Source organism: Methylobacterium sp. J-076 (assembly GCF_022829405.1).
Classification (GTDB): Bacteria; Pseudomonadota; Alphaproteobacteria; order Rhizobiales; family Beijerinckiaceae; genus Methylobacterium.
Genome location: NZ_JAKSXW010000024.1, coordinates 26,544 through 47,811 on the forward strand (window position 1 = coordinate 26,544; position 21,268 = coordinate 47,811).

Genomic DNA, 21,268 nt, shown 5'->3' on the forward strand with positions numbered 1-21,268 from the left:
ATGGGCGCGCCGCTCCCCGAGGGGCTGATCCTCCACCCGGACGGGTGCCCGCGCTGCGGGTGGGCCGGGCTCGACCCGCTCTACGTCGCCTACCACGACACAGAATGGGGCGTGCCGGAGCATGACGGCCGTGCCCTCTACGAGAAGCTGATCCTCGACGGGTTCCAGGCGGGCCTCTCGTGGATCACCATCCTCAGGCGGCGCGAGGGGTTCCGCGCGGCCTTCGACGGGTTCGCGCCGGAGGTGATCGCCCGCTACACTGAGGCGGACGTGGCCCGGCTGATGGGCGACACCCGCATCATCCGCAACCGGGCCAAGATCCTCGGCACCATCGCCGGGGCGAAGGCCTGGCTGCGGATCGAGGAGAGCGGACCGGGCTTCTCCCGCTTCCTGTGGGATGTCTGCGACGGGCGCCCGATCCAGGCCGACCCCCGCAGCCGGGCCGACATCGCCACCGAGACGGAGGTCTCCCGGCGGATCGCGAAGGCCCTGAAGGCCGAAGGTTTTTCCTTCTGCGGGCCGGTCATCGTCTACGCCTTCATGCAGGCGGTGGGGATGGTGAACGACCACCTCACCGGATGCCACCGGCACGCGGCCTGCGCCGCCCTCGGCCCGGCATGAGCGCCCCGCCGGGGAAGGAGCCCCCACGCCCTTCGACAGACGCGCCGCGGGCTTCGAAAGACGTGCCGCGGGCTTGGCAACGAATGCTCTCCGGCCGCCGGCTCGACCTCCTCGACCCGTCCCCCCTGGACATCGAGATCGCCGACATCGCCCACGGCCTCGCCCGGGTCGCCCGCTGGAACGGGCAGACCGCGGGGCCGCACGTCTTCTCGGTGGCCCAGCACAGCCTGCTGGTGGAGGGGATCGGCCGCCACATCGCCCCGGCCAACGGCCCGGGCGAGGGGTTGGAGATGCTTCTGCACGATGCGCCGGAATACGTGGTGGGGGACATCATCTCGCCCCTCAAGGCGGCGATCGGCGATGCCTACCGGGGCGTCGAGGCGCGGCTCCTCGCCGCCGTGCGCCAGCGCGTCGGGCTGGCGGCGCCGACCCCGGCCCTCAGCGGGCTCGTCAAGCGGGCTGACCGGATCGCCGCCCATGTGGAGGCGGTGCGCCTCGCCGGGTTCTCGGAGGAGGAGGCCGCCCGCTATTTCGGCCCGGCCCCGGCCCTGCCGGAGGCCGTGCTCGCCCTCGCCGACCCCTGGCCCACGGCGCAGGCGCAGGCGCGGTTCCTGGCGCGGTTCGAGGACCTGACGGCCCGCTGAGAGGGGGATCCCAAAGGGCGAGCCCTTTGGCGGGTGCAGGGCGGCGCCCTGCGAAACCCCCTCAGGGCGTCGCCCCGAGACTCCACCCGAGGGCGTGACGCCCCCGGGGAATCCCGTTTTCTCAGGGGGCCTTGCCGAGCTCGGACTTCGCCCGCTCCACGGCGGCCTCGCAGGCCTTGGCGTCGCCCTTGGCGTCGGCGGCGCGGGCCTCCTGCAGGGCGACGTTGGCCTGCTGGGCGGCGTCGGCGCCCTTGCCGGCCTCGGCGGACTTCTCCGGCGGTGCCTGGGGTGCCTCGCCGGAGCGGTTGCCCTCCGTGCCGGTGACGCCCTCGCCGCTGCGCTTGGCCGCCGCGCCCTGGCCGCCCGTGCCGGCGGAGATGGCGTCCTTCGTCTCCGCGGTCACCTTGCCCGACAGGGCCTCGATCTGCGCCGAGCAGGGCGAGGCCAGGGCCGGGGCGACGAGACTGACGGACAGGCAGAGTCCGACCAGGGCGGGGGCAAAATGGGTCATCGATCCTCGGTCCACGCTCGGCAGGCTCACGGCACTGCCCATGCCCTTAACCGGCGGGAGGGCGCCGGGTTCGCGGCGTCATGGGCGGGCGCGGGGCTGTCGCCTCCCCGGCAGGGCCGCTCAGGCCACGATCGTGGCGACGATGTCGGGAGGGTGCCCGATCACCCGGGCGGAGGCGATGGCGAAATCCGGCGCGGTCGCCCCGGCCTGTTCCCAGTCCCGCAGGGTCCCGACCGGCACGCGGAAGCGCTTCGCAAATTCCATGGGACGCGCGATAGGCACGGTCTGCATTCCGGTCGCTCCGCCCGACGGACACGACTCGCGGCCGATCGGCTCCAAGTCGTGCTTCGCGGAGCGAACCTGCCGTTCAGGCCGAGAGCATGCGGACGTCCCGGAGGCGCGCCCGCTCCACCGCATCCGCGGGGAGGCGAACCTCCCCGCGGATCGGACCGGTGCGGTTCAGGCCCCCGTCGCCTGGTCGCGGATCGGCAGCTGCCGGATCCGGCGGCCGGTGGCGGCGAAGACCGCGTTGGCGATGGCCGGCGCCACCGGCGGCACGCCGGGCTCGCCGACGCCGCCGAGGGGGCCGTCGTAGGTGCCCGTGGAGACCAGATGGACCCGCACCACCTTCGGGGCGGCGTCGATCCGGATGATCTCGTAGCCGTCGAAGTTGTTCTGCTGGGCGCGGCCCTTCTTGAACGTGATCTCGGAGGTGAGGGCGAGCCCCATCCCCATGACCACCGCGCCCTCCATCTGCGAGCGGATCCGCTCCGGGTTCACCTGCGGCCCGCAATCGACGGCGATGTCGATGGCGTGGACCTTCACCTGGCCCTTGTCGTCCACCTCCACCTCGGCGGCGACGGCCGTGTAGGTGACGAAGCTGTAGTGCCCGGCGATACCGAGGCCGCGGCCCTTCGGCATCTCACGGCCCCAGCCGGCGCCCTTGGCGGCGGCCTCGATCACCCCGCGCAGGCGCCCGGTGTCGATCGGGTACCGGGCGGGGTCCTCGCCGTAGTTCCACACGTCGCCGATGGTGGTCGGGTCGATCTTGCGGGGCTGGCCGATGAGGTCGAGCAGGTAGTCCTTCGGGTCGCGCCCCGCCTCGTGGGCGAGTTCGGAGACGAAGGACTGGATCGCGAAGGCGTGCGGGATGTTCGAGACCGAGCGGAACCAGCCGATCCGGACGTGGGCGGCGGCCTCCGGGTTCTCCATCCGCATGTTGGGGATCGCGAACGGCGTGTTCACGAGGCCCATGCCGAGCTCGAACGGCAGCTCGTGCTTCGGATCCGGCGCGAAGATCGAGCCGATCGTCGGCGCCGCCGACCGGTGCAGCCACGCCACCGGCATGCCCTTGTCGTCCAGCCCCGCCTCGATCCGCTCGGCCGAGATGGTGTGGTAGTAGCCGTGGTGGATGTCGTCGTCCCGGGTCCAGGCGAGCTTGACCGGGGCGCCGCCGACCTCGCGGCTGCAGAGCGCCGCCTCGACCACGTAATCGGGCTTGGACTTGCGCCCGAACCCGCCGCCGAGCAGCGTGACGTTCACCTTCACCTTGTCGTCGGGCAGGTTGAGCGCCTTCATCAGGCGGTCGTTGGCCGCCTGCGGACCCTGCGTCGAGGCCCAGGCCTCGCACATCCCGTCCTTCACCCAGGCGATGGCGGCCGGGGGCTCCATCGGCGCCTGGACGAGGTGGGGCACGAAGTACTCGGCCACCACCTTCTTCGTCGCCTTGGCCATGGCGGCATCGACGTCGCCCTGCGTGCGCACCACCTTGCCGGGCTGGCGCGCGGCGGCCTCCAGCTCCTTGCGGAACACGTCGGTGTCGTAGGAGGCGTTGGGGCCGTCGTCCCAGGTGATCTTGAGGGCCTCGCGGGCCTTCAGGGCCGCCCAGGTGTTCTTCGCCACCACGGCGACGCCGCCGAGCGGCATGAACTCGGACGGGATCGGCGCGCCGTCGATCTTGAAGATCTTCACGACGCCCGCGACCTTCTTCGCCTCGGCGTCATCGAATGACGTCACCGTGCCGCCGTAGACCGGCGGGCGGGCGATGGCCGCGTAGAGCATCCCATCGAGCTTGGTGTCGGCGCCGTAGATGGCCCGGCCGGTGGTGATGTCGAAGTTGTCGATCAGCCCGATCTTGCCGGTGCCGATGTAGCGGAACTCCTTCGGATCCTTCAGCGTGACGCTGGAGGGCACCGGCAGCTCGGCCGCCGCCTGCGCCACCGCGCCGTAGCCCAGCGTCCGGCCGGACTTGGCGTGGGTGAGGGTGTGGTTCTTCGCGCTGACCTCGGAGGCCGGCACGCCCCACTGCTTGGCCGCGGCCTCGGTGAGCATCGCCCGCATCGCCGCGCCGGCGTGGCGGAAGTGCTGGAAGAAGTGGCGCAGCGAGCGCGAGCCGTCCGTGTCCTGGTTGCCGAAGCGGCTCTCGTCGCCCCAGGCCTGGACCACCTTCACCTTCGGCCAGTCGGCCTCGAGCTCGTCGGCGACGGTGAGCGCCACGGAGGTGCGCACGCCCTGGCCCATCTCGGAGCGGTGGTTCGTCACCGTCACGGTGCCGTCCGGGGCGATGGCGATGAACACCTTCGGGTCGTCGCGCCAGCCATGCGGCATGCCGTCGGCGCCGTACTTGTGCTCCTTCTGCTCCTGCGTCTGCGTCTCGTCGGCCTTGGCCGGGGTGCGCAGCGACAGGGCGAGGACCAGCGCGCCCGCGCCGCCGAGGATGCCCCGGCGGCTGACGTTGGCGAGGGCGGGACGGGGGGCCGGCTCGGCGGCGGCTTGCTCGGCCATCAGCTTGAGATCGTGAATCACAGGCGCTCTCCCTTCGGGGCGGCAGTCTGGCCGGCGGCCTGGTGGATGGCGGCGCGGATGCGCGGATAGGTGCCGCAGCGGCAGATGTTGCCGCTCATGCCATCGTCGATCTGCGCGTCGGTGGGCTGGGGCGTGTCCTTGAGCAGCGAGGCGGCCTGCATGATCTGGCCGCACTGGCAGTAGCCGCACTGGGCGACGTTCTGGTCGCGCCACGCCACCTGCACCGGGTGGTTCCCGTCCGGCGACAGGCCCTCGATGGTGACGACCTCCTGCCCCTCGGCCGCCGAGACCGGGGTGATGCAGGAGCGCACGGCGGTGCCGCCGAGGTGGATGGTGCAGGCGCCGCAGAGCGCCGCGCCGCAGCCGAACTTCGAGCCGGTGAGCCCGACCTCGTCCCGCAGGTACCAGAGGAGCGGCATATCGGGGTCGCCGTCGAAGCTGCGCGCAGCCCCGTTCACGGTGAGCTTGATCATGGATGTCCCTCGCTTGGGCGACCGCGCAACGGGCGGCCCGAAGGGCGGCGGCCGGAGGCGCGCCGTCCGGAATGCGGGAATGCAATGAATGCACTCAATTAGAACGGGTTTAAGGAGACGCGGGTTCGGCCGCAATGTGTGACGTCGGTGCATGTGCGGTGGCGCACATAGCTGAGCCTTGAGGGGGTAACGAAGCTGAGTGGGTGATCGTGGCGGAGCAGTCTAAGGCGGCACGACCGGTCCGCTCCTCAATCGCTTCATGTAATACTTTTCGTTCCACCCATCTCAGCCAACATGTTGCCAGCTGAGATGGGACTTCATAAATATTTTAATATAAAACATCAATACTTTAACAAGATACGATGGCGTAATTGGGGATATTATCCATCGAAGACTTTATCGTTACCCACTAAAAGTTCACGAGCGTTTTTTGGAACGGGGAATCCATAGCCCTCCCCAGATTTTTCCCAGGATAAAATACCGCTTTTATGATAGGCGCTGGCATAAAGCTCTATCCCTATCGAAAGAAGCGCTGAGTGTAAGGCTTGTACAGAATCCACTCCCGCTCCAAAGCTTCTTCGTTCGCCTTCTGGCCATCCAATGACATATTCACAGATGTTCATGCCATCTGCAAACCTAGGAGCATAGATACTTATGGGTACCTGCTTTGCGCTATTGCGCAGTTGAGCTGTCAGAATTCTATCTGCAATCAACATCACGAACCTCAAAAATTGAGCGGCGGAATTGGGTGCCCTCGTTCGCAGGCCGCCCGCCTGACATACGCTTGTGCGTAGCAAGCAGAAATTCCAACAAATCTTCAAACGTTCAGACCTCGTTGATGCATTTCATCGCATTCATCTCGAAGTAAGGACGTTTGATGGATCAATTCATCAATTTTAGAGAGATATATTCTATCGGTATTTCCTGATCTATCATCGATAGTCCAGCGTCCCCCACCTGATTGTTTTGCTGGTACGCGAGGTTGGTTCGGATTATAGTTTTTGGATTGTAAGGAGCGCCGCATTTGGGCGACGCGATGTTGCATTTTGCTGAGTTCAAGTCGCGTATACGCAATAGCGAAGTCGATTTCCTGTCTCGTTCGCATGGCCACCTCCGTGGGCACGCTGTGTGATAGGATTATGTTCGGAATATCAAGGAAATAATATCTAAAATTGGCATGCCCCGGTGGGCTGCTTCCGCTCTGAGTCAACAGAGCAAAACCTTAGGTGCTACCTCCTCAAACCGTCACCTGCGTCCCCACCTCGACCACCCGCCCCGTCGGGATCTGGAAGAAGTCCGTCGCGTCGTTGGCGTTCTTGGCGAGCGTAATGAAGATGCGGTCCTGCCACAGCGGCATGCCCGAATGGGCGGCCGGGCGGATCGAGCGGCGGGAGAGGAAGAACGACGTCGCCATGATGTCGAACTTGAAGCCCTGGCGGCGGAGCAGGGTGAGCGTCTTCGGGATGTTCGGCGTCTCCATGTAGCCGAACTTCATCACCACCCGGTAGAAATGCGGGCCCACGGGGTCGATGCGCACCTTGTCCGCCTCGTTCGAGCGGGGCGTGTCCACGGTCTCGACGGTGAGCACCACGTTCTTCTCGTGCAGCACCTTGTTGTGCTTCAGGTTGTGCAGGAGGGCCGCCGGGGCGATCTCCGGGTCGCTCGTGAGGAACACGGCGGTGCCGCGGACGTGGTGGGGCGGGCTCTTCTCCAGCATCGCCACGAGCTCGGTGAGCGGCACGTCGGTCTTGCGGGTCTTGTTGAACAGGATCGTCACGCCCCGCACCCAGGTCCACATCAGGACGATGAGCGCGCCTGCCAGCAGCAGGGGCACGTAGCCGCCCTCCACCACCTTGAGGAGGTTCGAGAGCAGGAACAGGAATTCCAGCACGATGAACGGCAGCATCGCCGCCGCCGCCGCGATCGGCGACCACCCCCACATCCGCCACATGACGATGAAGGTGAGGGAGGCGGTGAGGAGCATCGTCCCCGTCACGGCGATGCCGTAGGCCGAGGCCAGCGACGAGGAGGTCTTGAACAGGATCGCCAGCAGCACGACCCCGACCATCAGCAGCGTGTTGATCTGCGGCAGGTAGATCTGCCCCGCATGCGATTCGGAGGTGTGGCGGATCTCCAGCCGCGGCAGCAGGCCGAGCTGGATCGCCTGCCGGGAGAGGGAGAAGGCGCCGGTGATCACCGCCTGGCTCGCCACCACGGTGGCGATGGTGGCGAGCACCACCATCGGCAGCAGCCCCCAGGCCGGCACCATCTGGAAGAACGGATCGGAGGTGTCGGGCTTCTCCAGCACCAGGGCGGCCTGGCCGAGGTAGTTGAGGGCGAGCGAGGGGAAGACGAGGCCGATCCAGGCGAGCTGGATCGGCTTGCGCCCGAAATGGCCCAGGTCGGCGAACAGGGCTTCGGCCCCGGTCACCGCCAGGAAGACGGCGCCGAGCGCCACCAGCGCCCCGGTGCCGTGGCCGAGCAGATAGGTCACCGCGTGCCAGGGGTTGGCCGCCCGGAACACCTCCGGGTGCAGGCCGATATGCGGCAGGGCGACCGCCGCCATGGCGAGGAACCAGACGACGGTCATCGGGCCGAAGAAGGCCGCGACCTTGGCCGTCCCCCGGTTCTGCACGAGGAACAGGACGACGATGATCGCCACCGTGATCGGCAGGACGTAGTCGTCCAGGGTCGGGGTGACGAGCTTCAGCCCCTCCACCGCCGAGAGGACCGAGATGGCGGGGGTGATCACCGCGTCGCCGTAGAACAGCGAGGCGCCCATCAGCCCGAGCATGAACACCACCCGCGAGCCGCCGAGCGCCTTCCGGGCGAGCGCCATGAGCGAGAGGATGCCGCCCTCGCCGTTGTTGTCCATGCGCAGGAGGATCGCGACGTACTTCACGGTCACGATCAGGAACAGCGCCCACAGGATCAGCGAGACGGTGCCCAGCACCTCCTCCGGCAGCAGGATGCTGTCGGCCCGGGCGGGGGAGAGCGCCTCGCGGAAGGCGTAGAGGGGGCTCGTGCCGATATCGCCGTAGACGACGCCGATGGAGCCGACGAGCAGCGTCCAGAACCCGGCATGGCCGTGCCGGGTCTCCGCCCGCTCGGGCGCGTCGAGGACACCGGAGGGCGCGGGCCCGTCCGTCGCCTCCCCGGGCGCTGCGTCAGGCTGGGCGGTGGGGCCCGGTACGGCGGTCTGGCTCATGCGGGCTGTCGACATTGTCCGGTCGGCCGGCGACGCGCGGTCTGGCTCTTCGCGGTCCGGATCATGGGGCCATCGGGGCGCGAAGGATCCGCCGGGCTGCCCGGCGCTCGTGTTCGGCCGCCTGACTATCACGGCCCCGTGCGGGCGGGAACCATGCGCGGGCGCGGTGGGCCCCGCAATCGCGCGCCCCCGGCGCATCGGTGGGGGTCGGCAGAGCCCCCACCCTCCCCGCGTCCCTCCGTGCGCCTCGACGGGAAGTGCCGCCGCGCCGCGCCCGTCTCACTCCGCCGCGTTGCGGGTGCCCTGGCCGAAGCGGCGCTCGATGTAGTCGATGACGATGGTCTCGAAGTCCTTGGCGAGGGTGGCGCCACGCAGGGTCATGGCCTTCTTGCCGTCGATGAAGACCGGGGCGGTGGGGGTCTCGCCGGTGCCGGGCAGCGAGATGCCGATGTCGGCGTGCTTCGATTCGCCCGGGCCGTTCACGATGCAGCCCATCACCGCGACGTTCAGCCCCTCGACGCCGGGATAGGTCTTCTTCCACTCCGGCATGGAGGTGGTGATCCAGTTCTGGATGTCGCGGGCGAGCTCCTGGAACGTCGTGGAGGTGGTGCGCCCGCAGCCGGGGCAGGCGGCCACCAGCGGCACGAAGGTGCGGAAGCCCATGGTCTGCAGCAGTTCCTGCGCGACCTTCACCTCCACCGTCCGGTCGCCGCCGGGCTCCGGGGTGAGGGAATAGCGGATCGTGTCGCCGATGCCCTCCTGCAGCAGCACGCCGATGGCGGCGGAGGCGGCGACGATGCCCTTCGAGCCCATGCCCGCCTCGGTGAGGCCGAGATGGATGGCGTAGTCCGACCGGCGGGCGACCTCGCGGTAGACCGCGATCAGGTCCTGCACCGCCGAGACCTTGGCCGAGAGGATGATCCGGTCCTTGGGAAGGCCCAGCTCCTCGGCCCGCTTGGCGGAGCCCAGCGCCGAGCGCACCATCGCCTCGCGCATCACGGCGCGGGCGTCGATCGGGCGTTCCGCCCTGGCGTTCTCGTCCATCAGGTGGGTGAGCAGCTCGCCGTCGAGGGAGCCCCAGTTGGCGCCGATGCGCACGGTCTTCCCGTACTTGATCGCCTGCTCGATGATGGTGGAGAACTGGGTGTCCTTCTTCTCCTTGAAGCCGACGTTGCCGGGGTTGATCCGGTACTTGGCCAGCGCCTCGGCGCAGGCCGGATGGTCGGACAGGAGCTTGTGGCCGATGTAGTGGAAGTCGCCCACCAGCGGGACGTGGACGCCGATTCGGTCCAGCCGCTCGCGGATCTTCGGCACGGCGGCGGCGGCCTCGTCCCGGTCGACGGTGATGCGCACCAGCTCCGAGCCGGCCCGGGCGAGCTGCGAGACCTGCGCGACGGTGCCGTCGATGTCGGCGGTGTCGGTGTTGGTCATGGACTGGACGACGACCGGCGCGCCGCCGCCCACCGTGACGGCGCCCTCGCCCTCGCCCACCGTGACGCCGACCGTGCGGTGGCGCGGTGCGGGGCCGGCGATCTCCGGGCCGAGGCCGGAGAGGGAACCGGTGAAGAGGTTCTCGCTGTCGCTGCGGGCTTCCATGACTTCCGCTTCCCTGACTTCCACCGGGCCTGGCGCCTGCGATGCCGGGGCCGCATGGCGCGAAGACTGACCTGCGCAGCGTCTTAGCTGCAAACGGCGCGGCGCGGAATCAAGGCGGCCCGGTCCATGCCGGCATCGTGTGCCTCATGTCCCATCCCCGTGGCGATGTCGAGCTTGGTGGGGCGATTTGCGCCACCTGTGACCCGGGGGCGACGGGCATCGCACCGTCCCCGTCATTGCGAGCGACAGCGAAGCAATCCAGCCGGCACTGCCTTATCCGGACAAGGCGCGCCCTGGATTGCTTCGGCTCCGCCTCGCAATGACGGGGCGAGGGTCAGGAAGCGGGCGCGGTACCCGCGAACAGCTCCCGCGCCGCCTCGACCTCGGCGGCGATGAAGGCCGCCACCGCGCGGATCGGGGCCGCCTGCCGGTGGTCCTCGTGGATGTGCATGTGGAAGGCGCGGGTCAGCGAGACCTCGTCGGGCAACACCGCCCGCAGGCCCGGATGGGCGGCGGCGATGAAGGCCGGCAGGATGCACAGGCCGGCGCCGGCCAGCGTCGCGTGGACCTGGGCCAGCAGGTTGGTGGAGCGCAGCCGTGCCGAGACCGCCGGGCCCAGGGCGCCGAGATAGTTGAGCTCCCGGGTGAACAGCATATCCTCGATGTAGCCGACGAAGGGATGCCCTTCGAGGTCGTCGGTCGAGCGGACCGGCGGCCCCTCGGCGAGGTAGGCCTCGGCGCCGTAGACGAACAGCCGGTAGTCGGTGAGGCGCCGTGCCACCACCCGCGCCTGCTGCGGCGGCGACAGGCTGACCACGATGTCGGCCTCGCGCTTGGACAGGCTGAAGATCCGCGCGGTGGCCATGATCTCCACCTCCAGCCCCGGATGCCGGCGCGTCAGGCGGTGCATCCGCGCCGCCAGGAACACGCTGCCGAACCCGTCCGGCGCGCCGATCCGCACCGTGCCGGACACGGTGTGCGCCGCCTCCGCCGCCGCGCTCGCCGACAGGAAGGCGCTTTCCATGCGCTCGGCGGCGGCGAGCAGGTTCTCGCCCGCCTCGGTGAGGGCGTAGCCGAGGTTGCTGCGGTGGAACAGCTGCGCGTCGAGCGTCCCTTCGAGGGCGCGGATGCGCCGGCCCACCGTGGTGTGCTCGGTGCCCGTCCGCGCCGCCGCCGCGCTGAGGGTGCCGCTGCGCGCCACCGCCAGGAAGAAGCGCAGGTCGTCCCAGCTGCCGGCCGGTTTGCGCGCGACCATGGTGGACCCCTCGCCCGAGCGCCGCTGCGGCCCCGCCCCGCGTCTGGGGGGCTGGCCAAACAATCGGTTTCGTCCCGCCCCTCCCCCTCATCCTGAGGTGCCCGCGTCAGCGGGCCTCGAAGGAGGCTTCCGGAGGGCACCGCGATATCGGGAGCCCTCCTTCGAGGCGGCTCTCGCCGCACCTCAGGATGAGGTTGTGAGGGGACGAAGGTGATGTCCGGCCAGCCCCTCCGGGCCCCGGTATCGTGCATCGATGCACGACGGCTGCGAGACGGTCCAGCTTTATCGTTCAGCCGGGCGTGCTAGTGTGCCGCAAAAGCCGGATTCGGCAGACACCACAGGGAGGTGCGTCATGCGCAACGTCGGGCATTTCATCGGCGGTCGTCTCGTCGACGGGCAGAGCGGCCGGACGGCCGACGTGTTCCATCCCTCCACCGGCGAGGTCCAGGCCAAGGTGGCGCTGGCGAGCCGGGCCGAGATGCGCGCGGCGGTGGAGAACGCGGCGGCGGCCCAGCCGGCCTGGGCGGCCACCAACCCGCAGAAGCGGGCGCGGGTGATGATGCGCTTCCTCGAACTGATGCGCGGCTACAACCAGGAACTGGCGGAGTTGCTCGCCTCCGAGCACGGCAAGACCGTGCCCGACGCCAAGGGCGACATCCAGCGCGGCATCGAGGTGGTGGAATTCGCCTGCGGCATCCCGCACCTGCTGAAGGGCGAGTACACCGAGGGCGCCGGCCCCGGCATCGACGTGTATTCCCTGCGCCAGCCCCTCGGCGTGGTCGCCGGCATCACGCCGTTCAACTTCCCGGCGATGATCCCCCTGTGGAAATGCGCCCCGGCCATCGCCTGCGGCAACGCCTTCATCCTCAAGCCGTCGGAGCGCGACCCCGGCGTGCCCCTGCGCATCGCCGAGATCTTCCTGGAGGCGGGGTTGCCGCCGGGCATCCTGAACGTCGTGAACGGCGACAAGGAGGCGGTGGACGCCATCCTCGATGACGAGGACATCAAGGCGGTGGGTTTCGTCGGCTCGTCCTCCATCGCCGAGTACATCTATGTCCGCGCCGCGCAGACCGGAAAGCGCGCCCAGTGCTTCGGCGGCGCCAAGAACCACATGATCGTCATGCCCGACGCCAACATGGACCAGGCGGTCGATGCGCTGATCGGCGCCGGCTACGGCTCGGCCGGCGAGCGCTGCATGGCGATCTCGGTGGCGGTGCCGGTGGGCGAGGCCACCGCCGACCGGCTGATGGAGCGGCTGATCCCCCGGGTCGAGGCCCTGAAGATCGGCCCGTCGCACGACGAGGGCGCCGATTACGGGCCCCTCGTCACCCGCGAGGCGGTGGAGAAGGTGCGCGGCTACATCGATACCGGCATCAAGGAAGGCGCGCAGCTCGCCGTCGACGGCCGCGGCTTCAAGCTCCAGGGCTACGAGAACGGCTTCTACCTCGGCGGTTCGCTGTTCGACCGGGTGACGCCGGACATGACGATCTACAAGGAGGAGATCTTCGGGCCGGTGCTCAGCGTGGTGCGGGCGAAGGATTACGAGGAGGCGCTGGCGCTCCCCTCCACCCACCAGTACGGCAACGGCGTCGCCATCTTCACCCAGGACGGCGACGCGGCCCGGGACTTCACCGCCCGCGTCAACACCGGCATGGTGGGCGTGAACGTGCCGATCCCGGTGCCGATCGCCTACCACACCTTCGGCGGCTGGAAGCGCTCCGGCTTCGGCGACCTGAACCAGCACGGGCCGGATTCGATCCGCTTCTACACCAAGACCAAGACCGTGACGCAGCGCTGGCCCTCCGGCATCAAGAGCGGCGCGGAGTTCTCGATCCCGACGATGCGGTAAGACCGCGGGCATCCCCTCTCCCCGCGAGCGGGGAGAGGGCTCCGGCGACCTTGTCGTCGCCGGAGCGAGGCGGCAGCCGGGGGTGAGGGGGCGGGCCGGACGAGACTCGTTCGGCAAGCCCCCCTCACCCTCGCTTCGGCTTCGCCTGCGCTTCCCGCTGACACGACGGGGTGTCAGCGGGCCTCTCCCCGCTCGCGGGGAGAGGGGGAAACCCGCGCTGCGTTCCGGGACGGGGAGGAACCACCCATGCCATTCGGCCTCGACGAGGACCAGAGCGCGATCCACGACATGGCCGCCGCCTTCGCGGCCGACCACATCGCCCCCCATGCCCTCGCCTGGGACGAGACCAAGACGTTCCCCATCGACACCCTGCGCGCGGCGGCGGGGCTCGGGATGGCCGGGATCTACGTCCGCGAGGAATCCGGCGGCACCGGCCTCGGGCGGATCGAGGCGGCGCTGATCTTCGAGGCGCTGGCGCAGGGCTGCCCGACGGTGGCGGCGTTCCTGTCGATCCACAACATGTGCGCCTGGATGATCGACGCCTACGGCTCGGACGCGCAGCGGGCGCGCTTCCTGCCGGCGATGACCACGATGGACGCCATCGCCAGCTACTGCCTCACGGAGCCGGGCTCCGGCTCCGACGCGGCGGCGCTGTGCACCCGCGCCGAGCGCGACGGCGACCATTACGTCCTCACCGGGGAGAAGCAGTTCATCTCCGGCGCGGGGGAGAGCGACCTCTACCTCTGCATGGTCCGCACCGGGGGGGCGGGGCCCAAGGGCGTCTCGGCCGTGGTGGTCGAGAAGGACACGCCCGGCCTCTCCTTCGGCGCCAACGAGCGCAAGATGGGCTGGAACGCCCAGCCCACCCGCGCCGTGCGCTTCGACGGCTGCCGGGTGCCGGTGGAAAACCGCCTCGGCGCCGAGGGCGAGGGGTTTCGGATCGCCATGAGCGGGCTCGACGGCGGGCGCATCAACATCGCCGCCTGCTCGCTCGGCGGGGCGCAATCGGCGCTGGACAAGGCGCTGGCCTATATGGGCGACCGCCGGGCCTTCGGGGCGAAGCTCACCGATTTCCAGGCGCTGCAATTCCGGCTGGCCGACATGGCGACGGCACTGACCGTCTCGCGGACCTTCCTGCACCATGCGGCGCGGGCGCTCGACGCCAAGGCCCCCGAGGCGAGCCAGCTCTGCGCCATGGCCAAGCGCCACGTCACGGACGCGGCGTTCGACGTGGCCAACCAAGCTCTGCAACTGCACGGCGGCTACGGCTACCTGGCTGAATACGGCATCGAAAAGATCGTCCGGGACCTGCGGGTGCATCAGATCCTGGAGGGGACCAACGAGATCATGCGGGTGATCATCGCCCGCGCCCTGATCGGAGGCCGTTGATGGATGACGTGATCGTCGAGAGCGCCGGGTCGCTCGGCCGCATCCGCCTCAACCGGCCGAAGGCGATCAACGCCCTCAACCATCCGATGGTGGGGCTGATCGACCGGGCGCTCGACCGGTTCAGCGCCGACCCCGCCATCGCCGCGGTGCTGCTCACCGGCGAGGGCGAGCGCGGCCTCTGCGCCGGCGGAGATCTGCGCTCCCTCTACGAGAACCCCACCGCCATGGCCGACCGGTTCTGGCGGGACGAGTACCGCCTCGATGCCCGCATCGCGGCCTATGAGAAGCCCTTCGTGGCGGTGATGGACGGCATCACCATGGGCGGCGGCGTCGGGCTCTCCGGCCACGCCGCCCACCGGATCGTCACCGAGCGTTCCCGCATCGCCATGCCCGAGACCGGCATCGGCTACCTGCCCGATGTGGGCGGGACGTGGCTGCTGCCCCGGGCGCCCGGCGAACTCGGCACCTATCTCGGCCTGACCGGCGCCCAGATCGGCGCCGCCGACGCGGTGTTCTGCCATCTGGCGGACGTGCTCGTCCCCGTGGCTGCGCTGCCCGACCTCGTGGCCGCGCTCTCGGCCCTGGCGCCGGATGCGGGGGACGAGGGGGTGCGGACGGTGCTCGCCCGGTTCGCGCAGGAGTCCGGCCCGGCCCCGCTGGCCGCCGAGCGGGGGGTGATCGACCGCTGCTTCGGCTTCGACATGGTGGACGAGATCCTCTCCGCCCTCGCCACGGACGGCTCGGACTTCGCCGCGCGGACCAGGACGGTGCTGCTCACCAAATCGCCCTCCAGCCTCGTGCTGACCCTGTGCCTGCTGCGCCTCGGCCGCGCGGCGCCGCGCCTGGAGGCCTGCCTGGAGCGGGAGTTCCACGCCTCCCTGGCCCTGCTGGCGGAGGGCGACTTCCGCGAGGGCATCCGCGCGGCGGTGATCGACAAGGACAAGACCCCCCGCTGGAACCCGCCGGACCTCGCCGCCGTCGACCCCGCCCGGATCGCGGCGTGGCTGGAGACGCGGGCCGAGCCGGTGTTTCCGGAGGGGCGCAGGGGGGCGGTCTAGGCGCCGGGACACCCGACCCCCTCCCACCCGTGCCCTCATCCTGAGGTGCCCGCACCGGCGGGCCTCGAAGGAGGCTTCCAGAGCGCACGGCGCCTCCTGGAGTCCTCCTCCGGGGCTGCTTCGCGGCACCTCAGGATGAGGAGGAATGGGTGGGAGGAGGTTTCGTACGGGAGAGGGAGGATATCACCATGGCACGGACGATCGGCTTCGTCGGGCTCGGCAACATGGGCGGGCCGATGGCCGCCAACCTCGTGAAGGCGGGGCACACGGTGCGCGGGTTCGACCTCGCCGCCGCCTCCCTCGCCACGGCGCGGGAGGCGGGCCTCGCGGTGGCCGGCTCGGCCCTGGAGGCGGTGGCGGGCGCCGACGCGGTGGTGACGATGCTGCCCGCCGGCCGCCACGTCATCGAGGTCTGGACGCAGCTCGCCGAGGCGCTGCCCGCCGGCACCCTGCTGATCGATTCCTCCACCATCGACGTGGAGAGCGCCCGCACCGCCCACGCCCTGGCGCAGGCGCGGGGGTGCCTCTCGGTCGATGCGCCGGTCTCCGGCGGGACCGGGGGCGCCAAGGCGGGGACGCTCACCTTCATGGCCGGGGGCGGCGCCGAGGCGTTCGCCCAGGCCGAGCCGCTGCTGAAGGCGATGGGCAAGAACGTGTTCCATTGCGGTGAGGCCGGGGCCGGTCAGGCGGCCAAGATCTGCAACAACATGATCCTCGGCATCTCGATGATCGGCGTGTGCGAGGCGTTCGCCCTGGGCGAGAAGCTCGGCCTGTCGCATGAGGCGCTCTACGACGTCGCCTCGGTCTCGTCGGGGCAGTGCTGGTCGCTCACCACCTACTGCCCGGTGCCGGGCCCGGTGCCGACCTCGCCGGCCAATGCCGGGTACCGGCCGGGCTTCGCCGCCGCCCTGATGCTGAAGGACCTGCGCCTCGCCCAGGCCGCCGCGAACGCCGCCGGGGCCACGACGCCGCTGGGGGCCGAGGCGGAACGGATCTACGACCGCTTCGCGCAAGCCGGCCACGGGGATGAGGACTTTTCCGCGATCATCCGTATGCTCCGCGGGCAAGCCGGAGAGGCATGATGGCCTACGAGACGATTCTCACCGAGACCCGGGGGCGGGTGCGCCTCGTCACCCTCCATCGGCCGAAGGCGCTCAACGCCATCAACGGCCAGCTCACCGCCGAGCTGATCGCGGCGGTGACGGAGGCCGATTCGGACCCGGAGATCGGCTGCATCGTGATCACCGGCTCGGAGCGCGCCTTCGCCGCCGGGGCCGACATCAAGGAGATGCAGCACCTCACCTACGCCGAGGTCTACGGGCGCGACCGCTTCGCCGACTGGGAGCGGTTCACGGCGGTGCGCACGCCGGTCATCGCGGCGGTGGCGGGCTACGCGCTGGGCGGCGGCTGCGAGCTCGCCATGATGTGCGACTTCATCCTCGCCGCCGACACGGCCCAGTTCGGCCAGCCCGAGATCAAGCTCGGGGTCATGCCCGGCATGGGCGGCAGCCAGCGCCTCGCCCGCTTCGTCGGCAAGGCCAAGGCGATGGAGATGTGCCTCACCGGCCGGATGATGGACGCGGCGGAGGCCGAGCGCTGCGGCCTCGTCTCGCGGATCGTCCCGGCGGCGGACCTCGTGGAGGAGGCGGTGAAGACGGCCGGGACCATCGCCGGCATGTCGAAGCCCGGCGCCATGATGACCAAGGAGGCGGTGAACCGCGCCTACGAGACCACCCTCACCGAGGGGTTGCGCTTCGAGCGGCGGGTGTTCCACGCCATGTTCGCCACCGAGGACCAGAAGGAAGGCATGGCCGCCTTCGTGGAGAAGCGGCCGGCGACGTTCTCGCATCGGTAAGGGGGCACGGCGCCCCCGTCATTGCGTCGCGCACGCTCGCAATGACGGGGGCGGGTGGAACGACGACGAGAAGGGGGAGGACGACCATGCCGAGCTTCCGGGAGGCCCGCGACCTGCTGCTGGCCCGCCGCACGGATTACGCCGCCGCCGTCGCGGAGTTCGCGTGGCCCGAGCCCGTGCCGTTCAACTGGGCGCTGGACTGGTTCGATGCGGGCCTCGCCGCCGAGTTCCCCGACCGGCCGGCTTTGCGCATCGTCGAGGCGGCGACGGGGGCCGAGCAATCGCTGACCTTCGGTGAACTCCGCCGCCGCTCGAATCAGGTCGCCCACCGCCTCGCCCGCCTCGGGCTGAGGCGGGGCGACCACCTGCTCCTGCTGCTGGGGAACGTCCCGGCCCTGTGGGAGACCTTCCTCGCCGCCATGAAGCTCGGCGTGGTGGTGATCCCCGCCACCACCCTCCTCACCGCCGAGGAACTGGCCGACCGGCTGGAGCGCGGCCGGGCCAAGGCCATCGTCGCCGGGCCGGAGCAGCTGCCGCGCTTCGCGGGCCTCGACACCGGGGGCGTCGTCCGCATCGTCACCGGCCCGGCGGCGGAGGGCTGGCTCGCCCATGACGACGCGTTCACGGAACCGGAGACGTTCACCCCCGACGCGCCGACCGGGGCCGAGGACCCGCTGATCCTCTACTTCACCTCCGGCACCACGGCGAAGCCGAAGCTGGTGCGCCACAGCCACCGCTCGTATCCCGTGGGCGCCCTGTCCACGATGTACTGGCTCGGGCTGCAGCCCGGCGACCAGCATTGCAACGTCTCCTCGCCGGGCTGGGCCAAGCACGCGTGGTCCTCGCTCTTCGCCCCCTGGAACGCGGGGGCGACGATCCTCGTGATCAACCAGGCGCCGTTCAACGCGCGCGTCCTGCTGGAGCAGTTGGAGAAAACCGGGGCGACGACGCTCTGCGCCCCGCCCACCGTCTGGCGCATGGTGATCCAGGAGCGGCTCGAGGGCCGCAGCCTCGCGCTCCGGGAGGTCTGCGCCGCGGGCGAGCCCCTGAACCCGGAGGTGATCGAGCGGGTGAGATCCGCCTGGGGCCTCACCATCCGCGACGGCTACGGCCAGACCGAGACCACGGCGCTGATGGCCAACACGCCGGGCCAGCCGGTGGTGCCCGGCGCCCTCGGGCGGCCGCTCCCCGGCTACCGGGTGCGGGTGCTCGATGCCGACGGCGAGCCGGCGACCGAGGGCGAGGTCTGCCTGGACCTCGGCGCCCACCGCCCCGCCGGCCTGATGCAGGGCTACGACGACGGCCAGGGCCGCCTCTCCGGGGCCGAGGGCGAGGTCTACCGCACGGGAGACGTGGCCTTCGTGGACGGGCATGGCTGCTACACCTTCGTCGGCCGGGCCGACGACGTGTTCAAATCCTCCGGCTACCGGATCAGCCCGTTCGAACTGGAGAGCGTGCTCATCGAGCATCCCCTCGTCGCCGAGGCGGCGATCGTGCCGGTGCCCGATCCCCTGCGCTACCTGATCCCCAAGGCCTACGTGCTGCTCACCGCCGCGGCCAAGCCGGGGCCGGAGGCGGCGCTCGACATCTTCCGCTTCACCAACGCCAAGCTCGCGGGCTTCAAGCGCCTGCGCGCCCTGGAATTCGTGAGCGAGCTGCCCAAGACCATCTCCGGCAAGATCCGCCGGGTGCAGCTGCGCCGCCTGGAGCATGACGGGGTGACGGACGACCCCTACCGCGGCGTCGCCTTCACGCAGGCCGACTTCCCGGAACTCAAGGGCGAGGCCGAGCGCAAGCCCGACCAGACGGCGGGCTGAGGCGCCCCCCCCCGTCGCCCCGTCCGCAGCGACGGGGGGGCCGGAATCGTCAAGGTTTCCGGCCCCTTTCCGCGATGCGGAGGAATTAGCCGATCCGGCGAGGCCTGTAGCGACCTTGCCCCGCGGCTCAGGCCCCCGGACGGCCGATCCGTAAAATTGTCCGCATTCGCTTCAGCGCGGAGGAGGTGGGGAGACGCAATCCTGGGTCTACAGAGACACGGGATTACACGCGATGAGCGGGGGATTTTTCAAGGCGGTCCGGGGCGCGGTGATCGCCGTGCTGGCGCTGGCGGGGGCCGCCACCGCGGCCCAGGCGCAGGCCCTGGCGAGCCTGCCCGCCGAGCCCGGCATCGTCCCGAAGGCCGAGGCGCGGCCGATCGTGGCGTGGCTGGCCTTCTGCGAGAGCTACCCGGCCGAATGCGCCGTGGACCGCGCCGAGCCGGCCCGGATCGCCCTGACGCCGGCGGCCTGGAACACCATCGTCTCGGTCAACCGCCGCATCAACCGCTCCATCGAGCCGATGACCGACATGGAGCACCTCCACGTGGCCGACCGCTGGGACCTCGCCGAGGACGGCATCGGCGATTGCGAGGATTACCAGCTCCTCAAGCGCCACCTGCTGGCGGAGGCGGGCCTGCCGCGCCGGGCGATGCGGATGACCGTGGTCATCGACGAGAAGGGCGAGGGCCATGCGGTGCTGACCCTGCTCACCGACCGGGGCGACCTCGTGCTCGACAACAAGACCGATACGATCCTGCCGTGGCACCGCACCGGCTACGTCTTCATCAAGCGGGAGAGCCAGGACGCCGTGGCCTGGGTGTCGCTGGGCGGCGCCACCTCCCCGGTGACGACCGCCAACCGCTGATCAGGCGGCGCGGGGCAGGTCCGTCCGGGCGAGGCCGGCGACGTAGGCCTCGACCCGGTTGATGAAGCCGGCCAGGTGCGGCGCGATCCCCCGCAGGGAGGCGAGGTCGCGGGAGAGGATGTCGAGGGACAGGGCCCGGTCCCCGGGCAGGGTGGCGCCGTCGAGGTAGGCGTTCACCGCATGCTCGGCGATGCCGAGCGCTCCCGGGCGTCCATCCTCGGCGAGGGCTCTGATCACCTGCTGGATGGCGGGCTGCATACGGGCATCCTCAACTCTGGGTCACGGTGCCGTTCCGTGGCCGCATTCTTGCGACGATAGTCGGCGGAGCGCCGCGACCGGCTGTTGCGGGCGGCCCATCTCAAGCCGGCAAAGGTCGAGAAAAGCAAGGGTGGGAACGGGTTATCGGGCCGTTAGCAAGGCCGATATGCTCTCCACGCATGCACGGCGGCCGATCCCTGCGCAGAAAAATGCACGATCGCAAGGAACCGTCTCCGGTCCCGCCACGTTAATACGTCTTCATTTTTCGGTTGTACGCGCAACCGGCGCGTGCGAGCCTCCCCCCTTCGTCATGCGACGCGGGATGGGGCATGGGCGAGGGAACGGGCGTTCCGGGATTTCCCTTCGGCGACTGGATCGCCGGCCGATGGCACGCCGGGGCCCTCCTCCGCCGGGCCCGTCAGGGGGCGAGCCTCGTCATCGTCGGGCTCCTCCTCACCCTGGGCAGCGCCACCACCCACGCCCATCGCGGCCTCGCTCTGCCGGAAGGCGTCGCCGGGATCGTGGGGGGCCCGACCCGGAGCATCGCGGGCTGGACGGATTTCTGCCGCCGGGTGCCGGACGAATGCGCGATCGACCCCGCCGAGCCCCGGCGGATCCCCCTGACCCTGGCGGTCTGGCGGACCCTGCGCAGCGTCAACGCCCGGGTGAACGCCCGGATCAAGCCGATGACGGACCTCGCCCATTGGGGCCTCGCCGACCGCTGGGACTTCCCCGACGACGGGTTCGGCGATTGCGAGGACTACCAGCTCCTCAAGCGGCGGATGCTGGCCGAGCGCGGCCTGCCCCGGCGGGCGCTGCTGATGACGGTGGTGATCGACGACATCAACGAGGGGCATGCCGTGCTCACGGTCCGCACCGACCGCGGCGACTTCATCCTCGACAACAAGACGGACGAGATCCGCCCGTGGAAGCGGGTGCCCTACAGTTTCATCAAGCGGGCGGGGCAGGACGGGACGGCCTGGGTGTCCCTGGAGGAGACGGGCAGGGACGGGCCGCGGGACTCCATCGCGGGGGCCAAGGTCGCCACCGCCGAGCCCTGAGGC

Annotated in this window: 19 protein-coding genes; 10 read left to right on the forward strand and 9 right to left on the reverse strand. The window is 70.1% G+C overall.

The annotated features are described in order from the left end of the window. Together MKK53_RS01270 and MKK53_RS01275 are read left to right on the forward strand one after the other, a co-directional pair. Complete coding sequence (locus tag MKK53_RS01270; RefSeq protein ID WP_243926092.1) at nt 1-621, forward strand: DNA-3-methyladenine glycosylase I; 621 nt, start codon at nt 1-3, stop codon at nt 619-621. Nucleotides 622-704: 83 nt separating this feature from the next. Beyond that, complete coding sequence (locus tag MKK53_RS01275) at nt 705-1,265, forward strand: HD family hydrolase (RefSeq protein ID WP_243926094.1); 561 nt, start codon at nt 705-707, stop codon at nt 1,263-1,265. A gap of 121 nt (nt 1,266-1,386) precedes the next feature. Here the strand turns inward: MKK53_RS01275 and MKK53_RS01280 are convergent, their stop codons facing one another. The 8 genes from MKK53_RS01280 to MKK53_RS01315 form a co-directional block, all read right to left on the reverse strand. Further along, entirely contained in the window at nt 1,387-1,776 is a 390-nt protein-coding gene (locus MKK53_RS01280; protein WP_243926096.1) for a hypothetical protein, read from the reverse strand. Between the two features lie 120 nt (nt 1,777-1,896). Continuing rightward, nucleotides 1,897-2,067: a hypothetical protein gene (locus tag MKK53_RS01285; RefSeq protein ID WP_243926098.1), complete on the reverse strand. Its 171-nt coding sequence runs from the start codon at nt 2,065-2,067 to the stop codon at nt 1,897-1,899. Between the two features lie 168 nt (nt 2,068-2,235). Next, complete coding sequence (locus tag MKK53_RS01290) at nt 2,236-4,581, reverse strand: xanthine dehydrogenase family protein molybdopterin-binding subunit (RefSeq protein ID WP_243926100.1); 2,346 nt, start codon at nt 4,579-4,581, stop codon at nt 2,236-2,238. Then, nucleotides 4,578-5,054 carry a (2Fe-2S)-binding protein gene (locus tag MKK53_RS01295; RefSeq protein WP_243926101.1) on the reverse strand — a complete coding sequence of 159 codons (477 nt, stop codon included), beginning with the start codon at nt 5,052-5,054 and terminating at the stop codon, nt 4,578-4,580. The genes MKK53_RS01290 and MKK53_RS01295 overlap by 4 nt, the downstream gene beginning before the upstream one ends. A 380-nt stretch (nt 5,055-5,434) precedes the next feature. Next, nucleotides 5,435-5,770 (reverse strand): DUF6968 family protein, encoded by a 336-nt coding sequence (locus MKK53_RS01300; protein ID WP_243926103.1) that lies wholly within the window; start codon nt 5,768-5,770, stop codon nt 5,435-5,437. A 521-nt stretch (nt 5,771-6,291) separates the two neighbouring features. Continuing rightward, nucleotides 6,292-8,262 (reverse strand): potassium transporter Kup, encoded by a 1,971-nt coding sequence (locus MKK53_RS01305; protein WP_243926105.1) that lies wholly within the window; start codon nt 8,260-8,262, stop codon nt 6,292-6,294. A gap of 279 nt (nt 8,263-8,541) precedes the next feature. Continuing rightward, the gene (gene ispG, locus MKK53_RS01310; protein WP_243926107.1) at nt 8,542-9,858 is read right to left on the reverse strand and encodes a flavodoxin-dependent (E)-4-hydroxy-3-methylbut-2-enyl-diphosphate synthase; all 1,317 of its coding nucleotides are present in this window, start codon (nt 9,856-9,858) and stop codon (nt 8,542-8,544) included. A 334-nt stretch (nt 9,859-10,192) separates the two neighbouring features. Beyond that, the gene (locus MKK53_RS01315; RefSeq protein WP_243926109.1) at nt 10,193-11,113 is read right to left on the reverse strand and encodes a LysR family transcriptional regulator; all 921 of its coding nucleotides are present in this window, start codon (nt 11,111-11,113) and stop codon (nt 10,193-10,195) included. Nucleotides 11,114-11,465: 352 nt separating this feature from the next. On the opposite strand from MKK53_RS01315, the gene MKK53_RS01320 reads away from it, so the two are divergent. From MKK53_RS01320 to MKK53_RS01350, 7 genes are all read left to right on the forward strand, one after another. Next, entirely contained in the window at nt 11,466-12,962 is a 1,497-nt protein-coding gene (locus MKK53_RS01320) for a CoA-acylating methylmalonate-semialdehyde dehydrogenase (protein ID WP_243926111.1), read from the forward strand. 246 nt (nt 12,963-13,208) lie between these two features. After that, nucleotides 13,209-14,351 carry an acyl-CoA dehydrogenase family protein gene (locus MKK53_RS01325; RefSeq protein ID WP_243926113.1) on the forward strand — a complete coding sequence of 381 codons (1,143 nt, stop codon included), beginning with the start codon at nt 13,209-13,211 and terminating at the stop codon, nt 14,349-14,351. Beyond that, the gene (locus MKK53_RS01330; protein ID WP_243926116.1) at nt 14,351-15,409 is read left to right on the forward strand and encodes an enoyl-CoA hydratase/isomerase family protein; all 1,059 of its coding nucleotides are present in this window, start codon (nt 14,351-14,353) and stop codon (nt 15,407-15,409) included. Before MKK53_RS01325 ends, MKK53_RS01330 begins: the two co-directional genes overlap by 1 nt. Before the next feature lie 188 nt (nt 15,410-15,597). Then, nucleotides 15,598-16,491, forward strand: a complete 894-nt coding sequence (mmsB, locus tag MKK53_RS01335; RefSeq protein ID WP_243926118.1) for a 3-hydroxyisobutyrate dehydrogenase — start codon at nt 15,598-15,600, stop codon at nt 16,489-16,491. Then, the gene (locus MKK53_RS01340; protein ID WP_243926155.1) at nt 16,491-17,264 is read left to right on the forward strand and encodes an enoyl-CoA hydratase; all 774 of its coding nucleotides are present in this window, start codon (nt 16,491-16,493) and stop codon (nt 17,262-17,264) included. Before mmsB ends, MKK53_RS01340 begins: the two co-directional genes overlap by 1 nt. Before the next feature lie 86 nt (nt 17,265-17,350). Next, nucleotides 17,351-19,081: an AMP-binding protein gene (locus tag MKK53_RS01345; protein WP_243926120.1), complete on the forward strand. Its 1,731-nt coding sequence runs from the start codon at nt 17,351-17,353 to the stop codon at nt 19,079-19,081. Nucleotides 19,082-19,313: 232 nt separating this feature from the next. Next, a complete protein-coding gene (locus tag MKK53_RS01350; protein WP_243926122.1) occupies nt 19,314-19,946 on the forward strand; it encodes a transglutaminase-like cysteine peptidase in 633 nt (210 codons plus the stop codon). Here the strand turns inward: MKK53_RS01350 and MKK53_RS01355 are convergent, their stop codons facing one another. Beyond that, entirely contained in the window at nt 19,947-20,204 is a 258-nt protein-coding gene (locus MKK53_RS01355) for a hypothetical protein (RefSeq protein WP_243926124.1), read from the reverse strand. A 329-nt stretch (nt 20,205-20,533) separates the two neighbouring features. Between MKK53_RS01355 and MKK53_RS01360 the strand changes: the two genes are divergently transcribed. Then, nucleotides 20,534-21,265: a transglutaminase-like cysteine peptidase gene (locus MKK53_RS01360; protein ID WP_243926126.1), complete on the forward strand. Its 732-nt coding sequence runs from the start codon at nt 20,534-20,536 to the stop codon at nt 21,263-21,265. Nucleotides 21,266-21,268 lie beyond the last annotated feature (3 nt).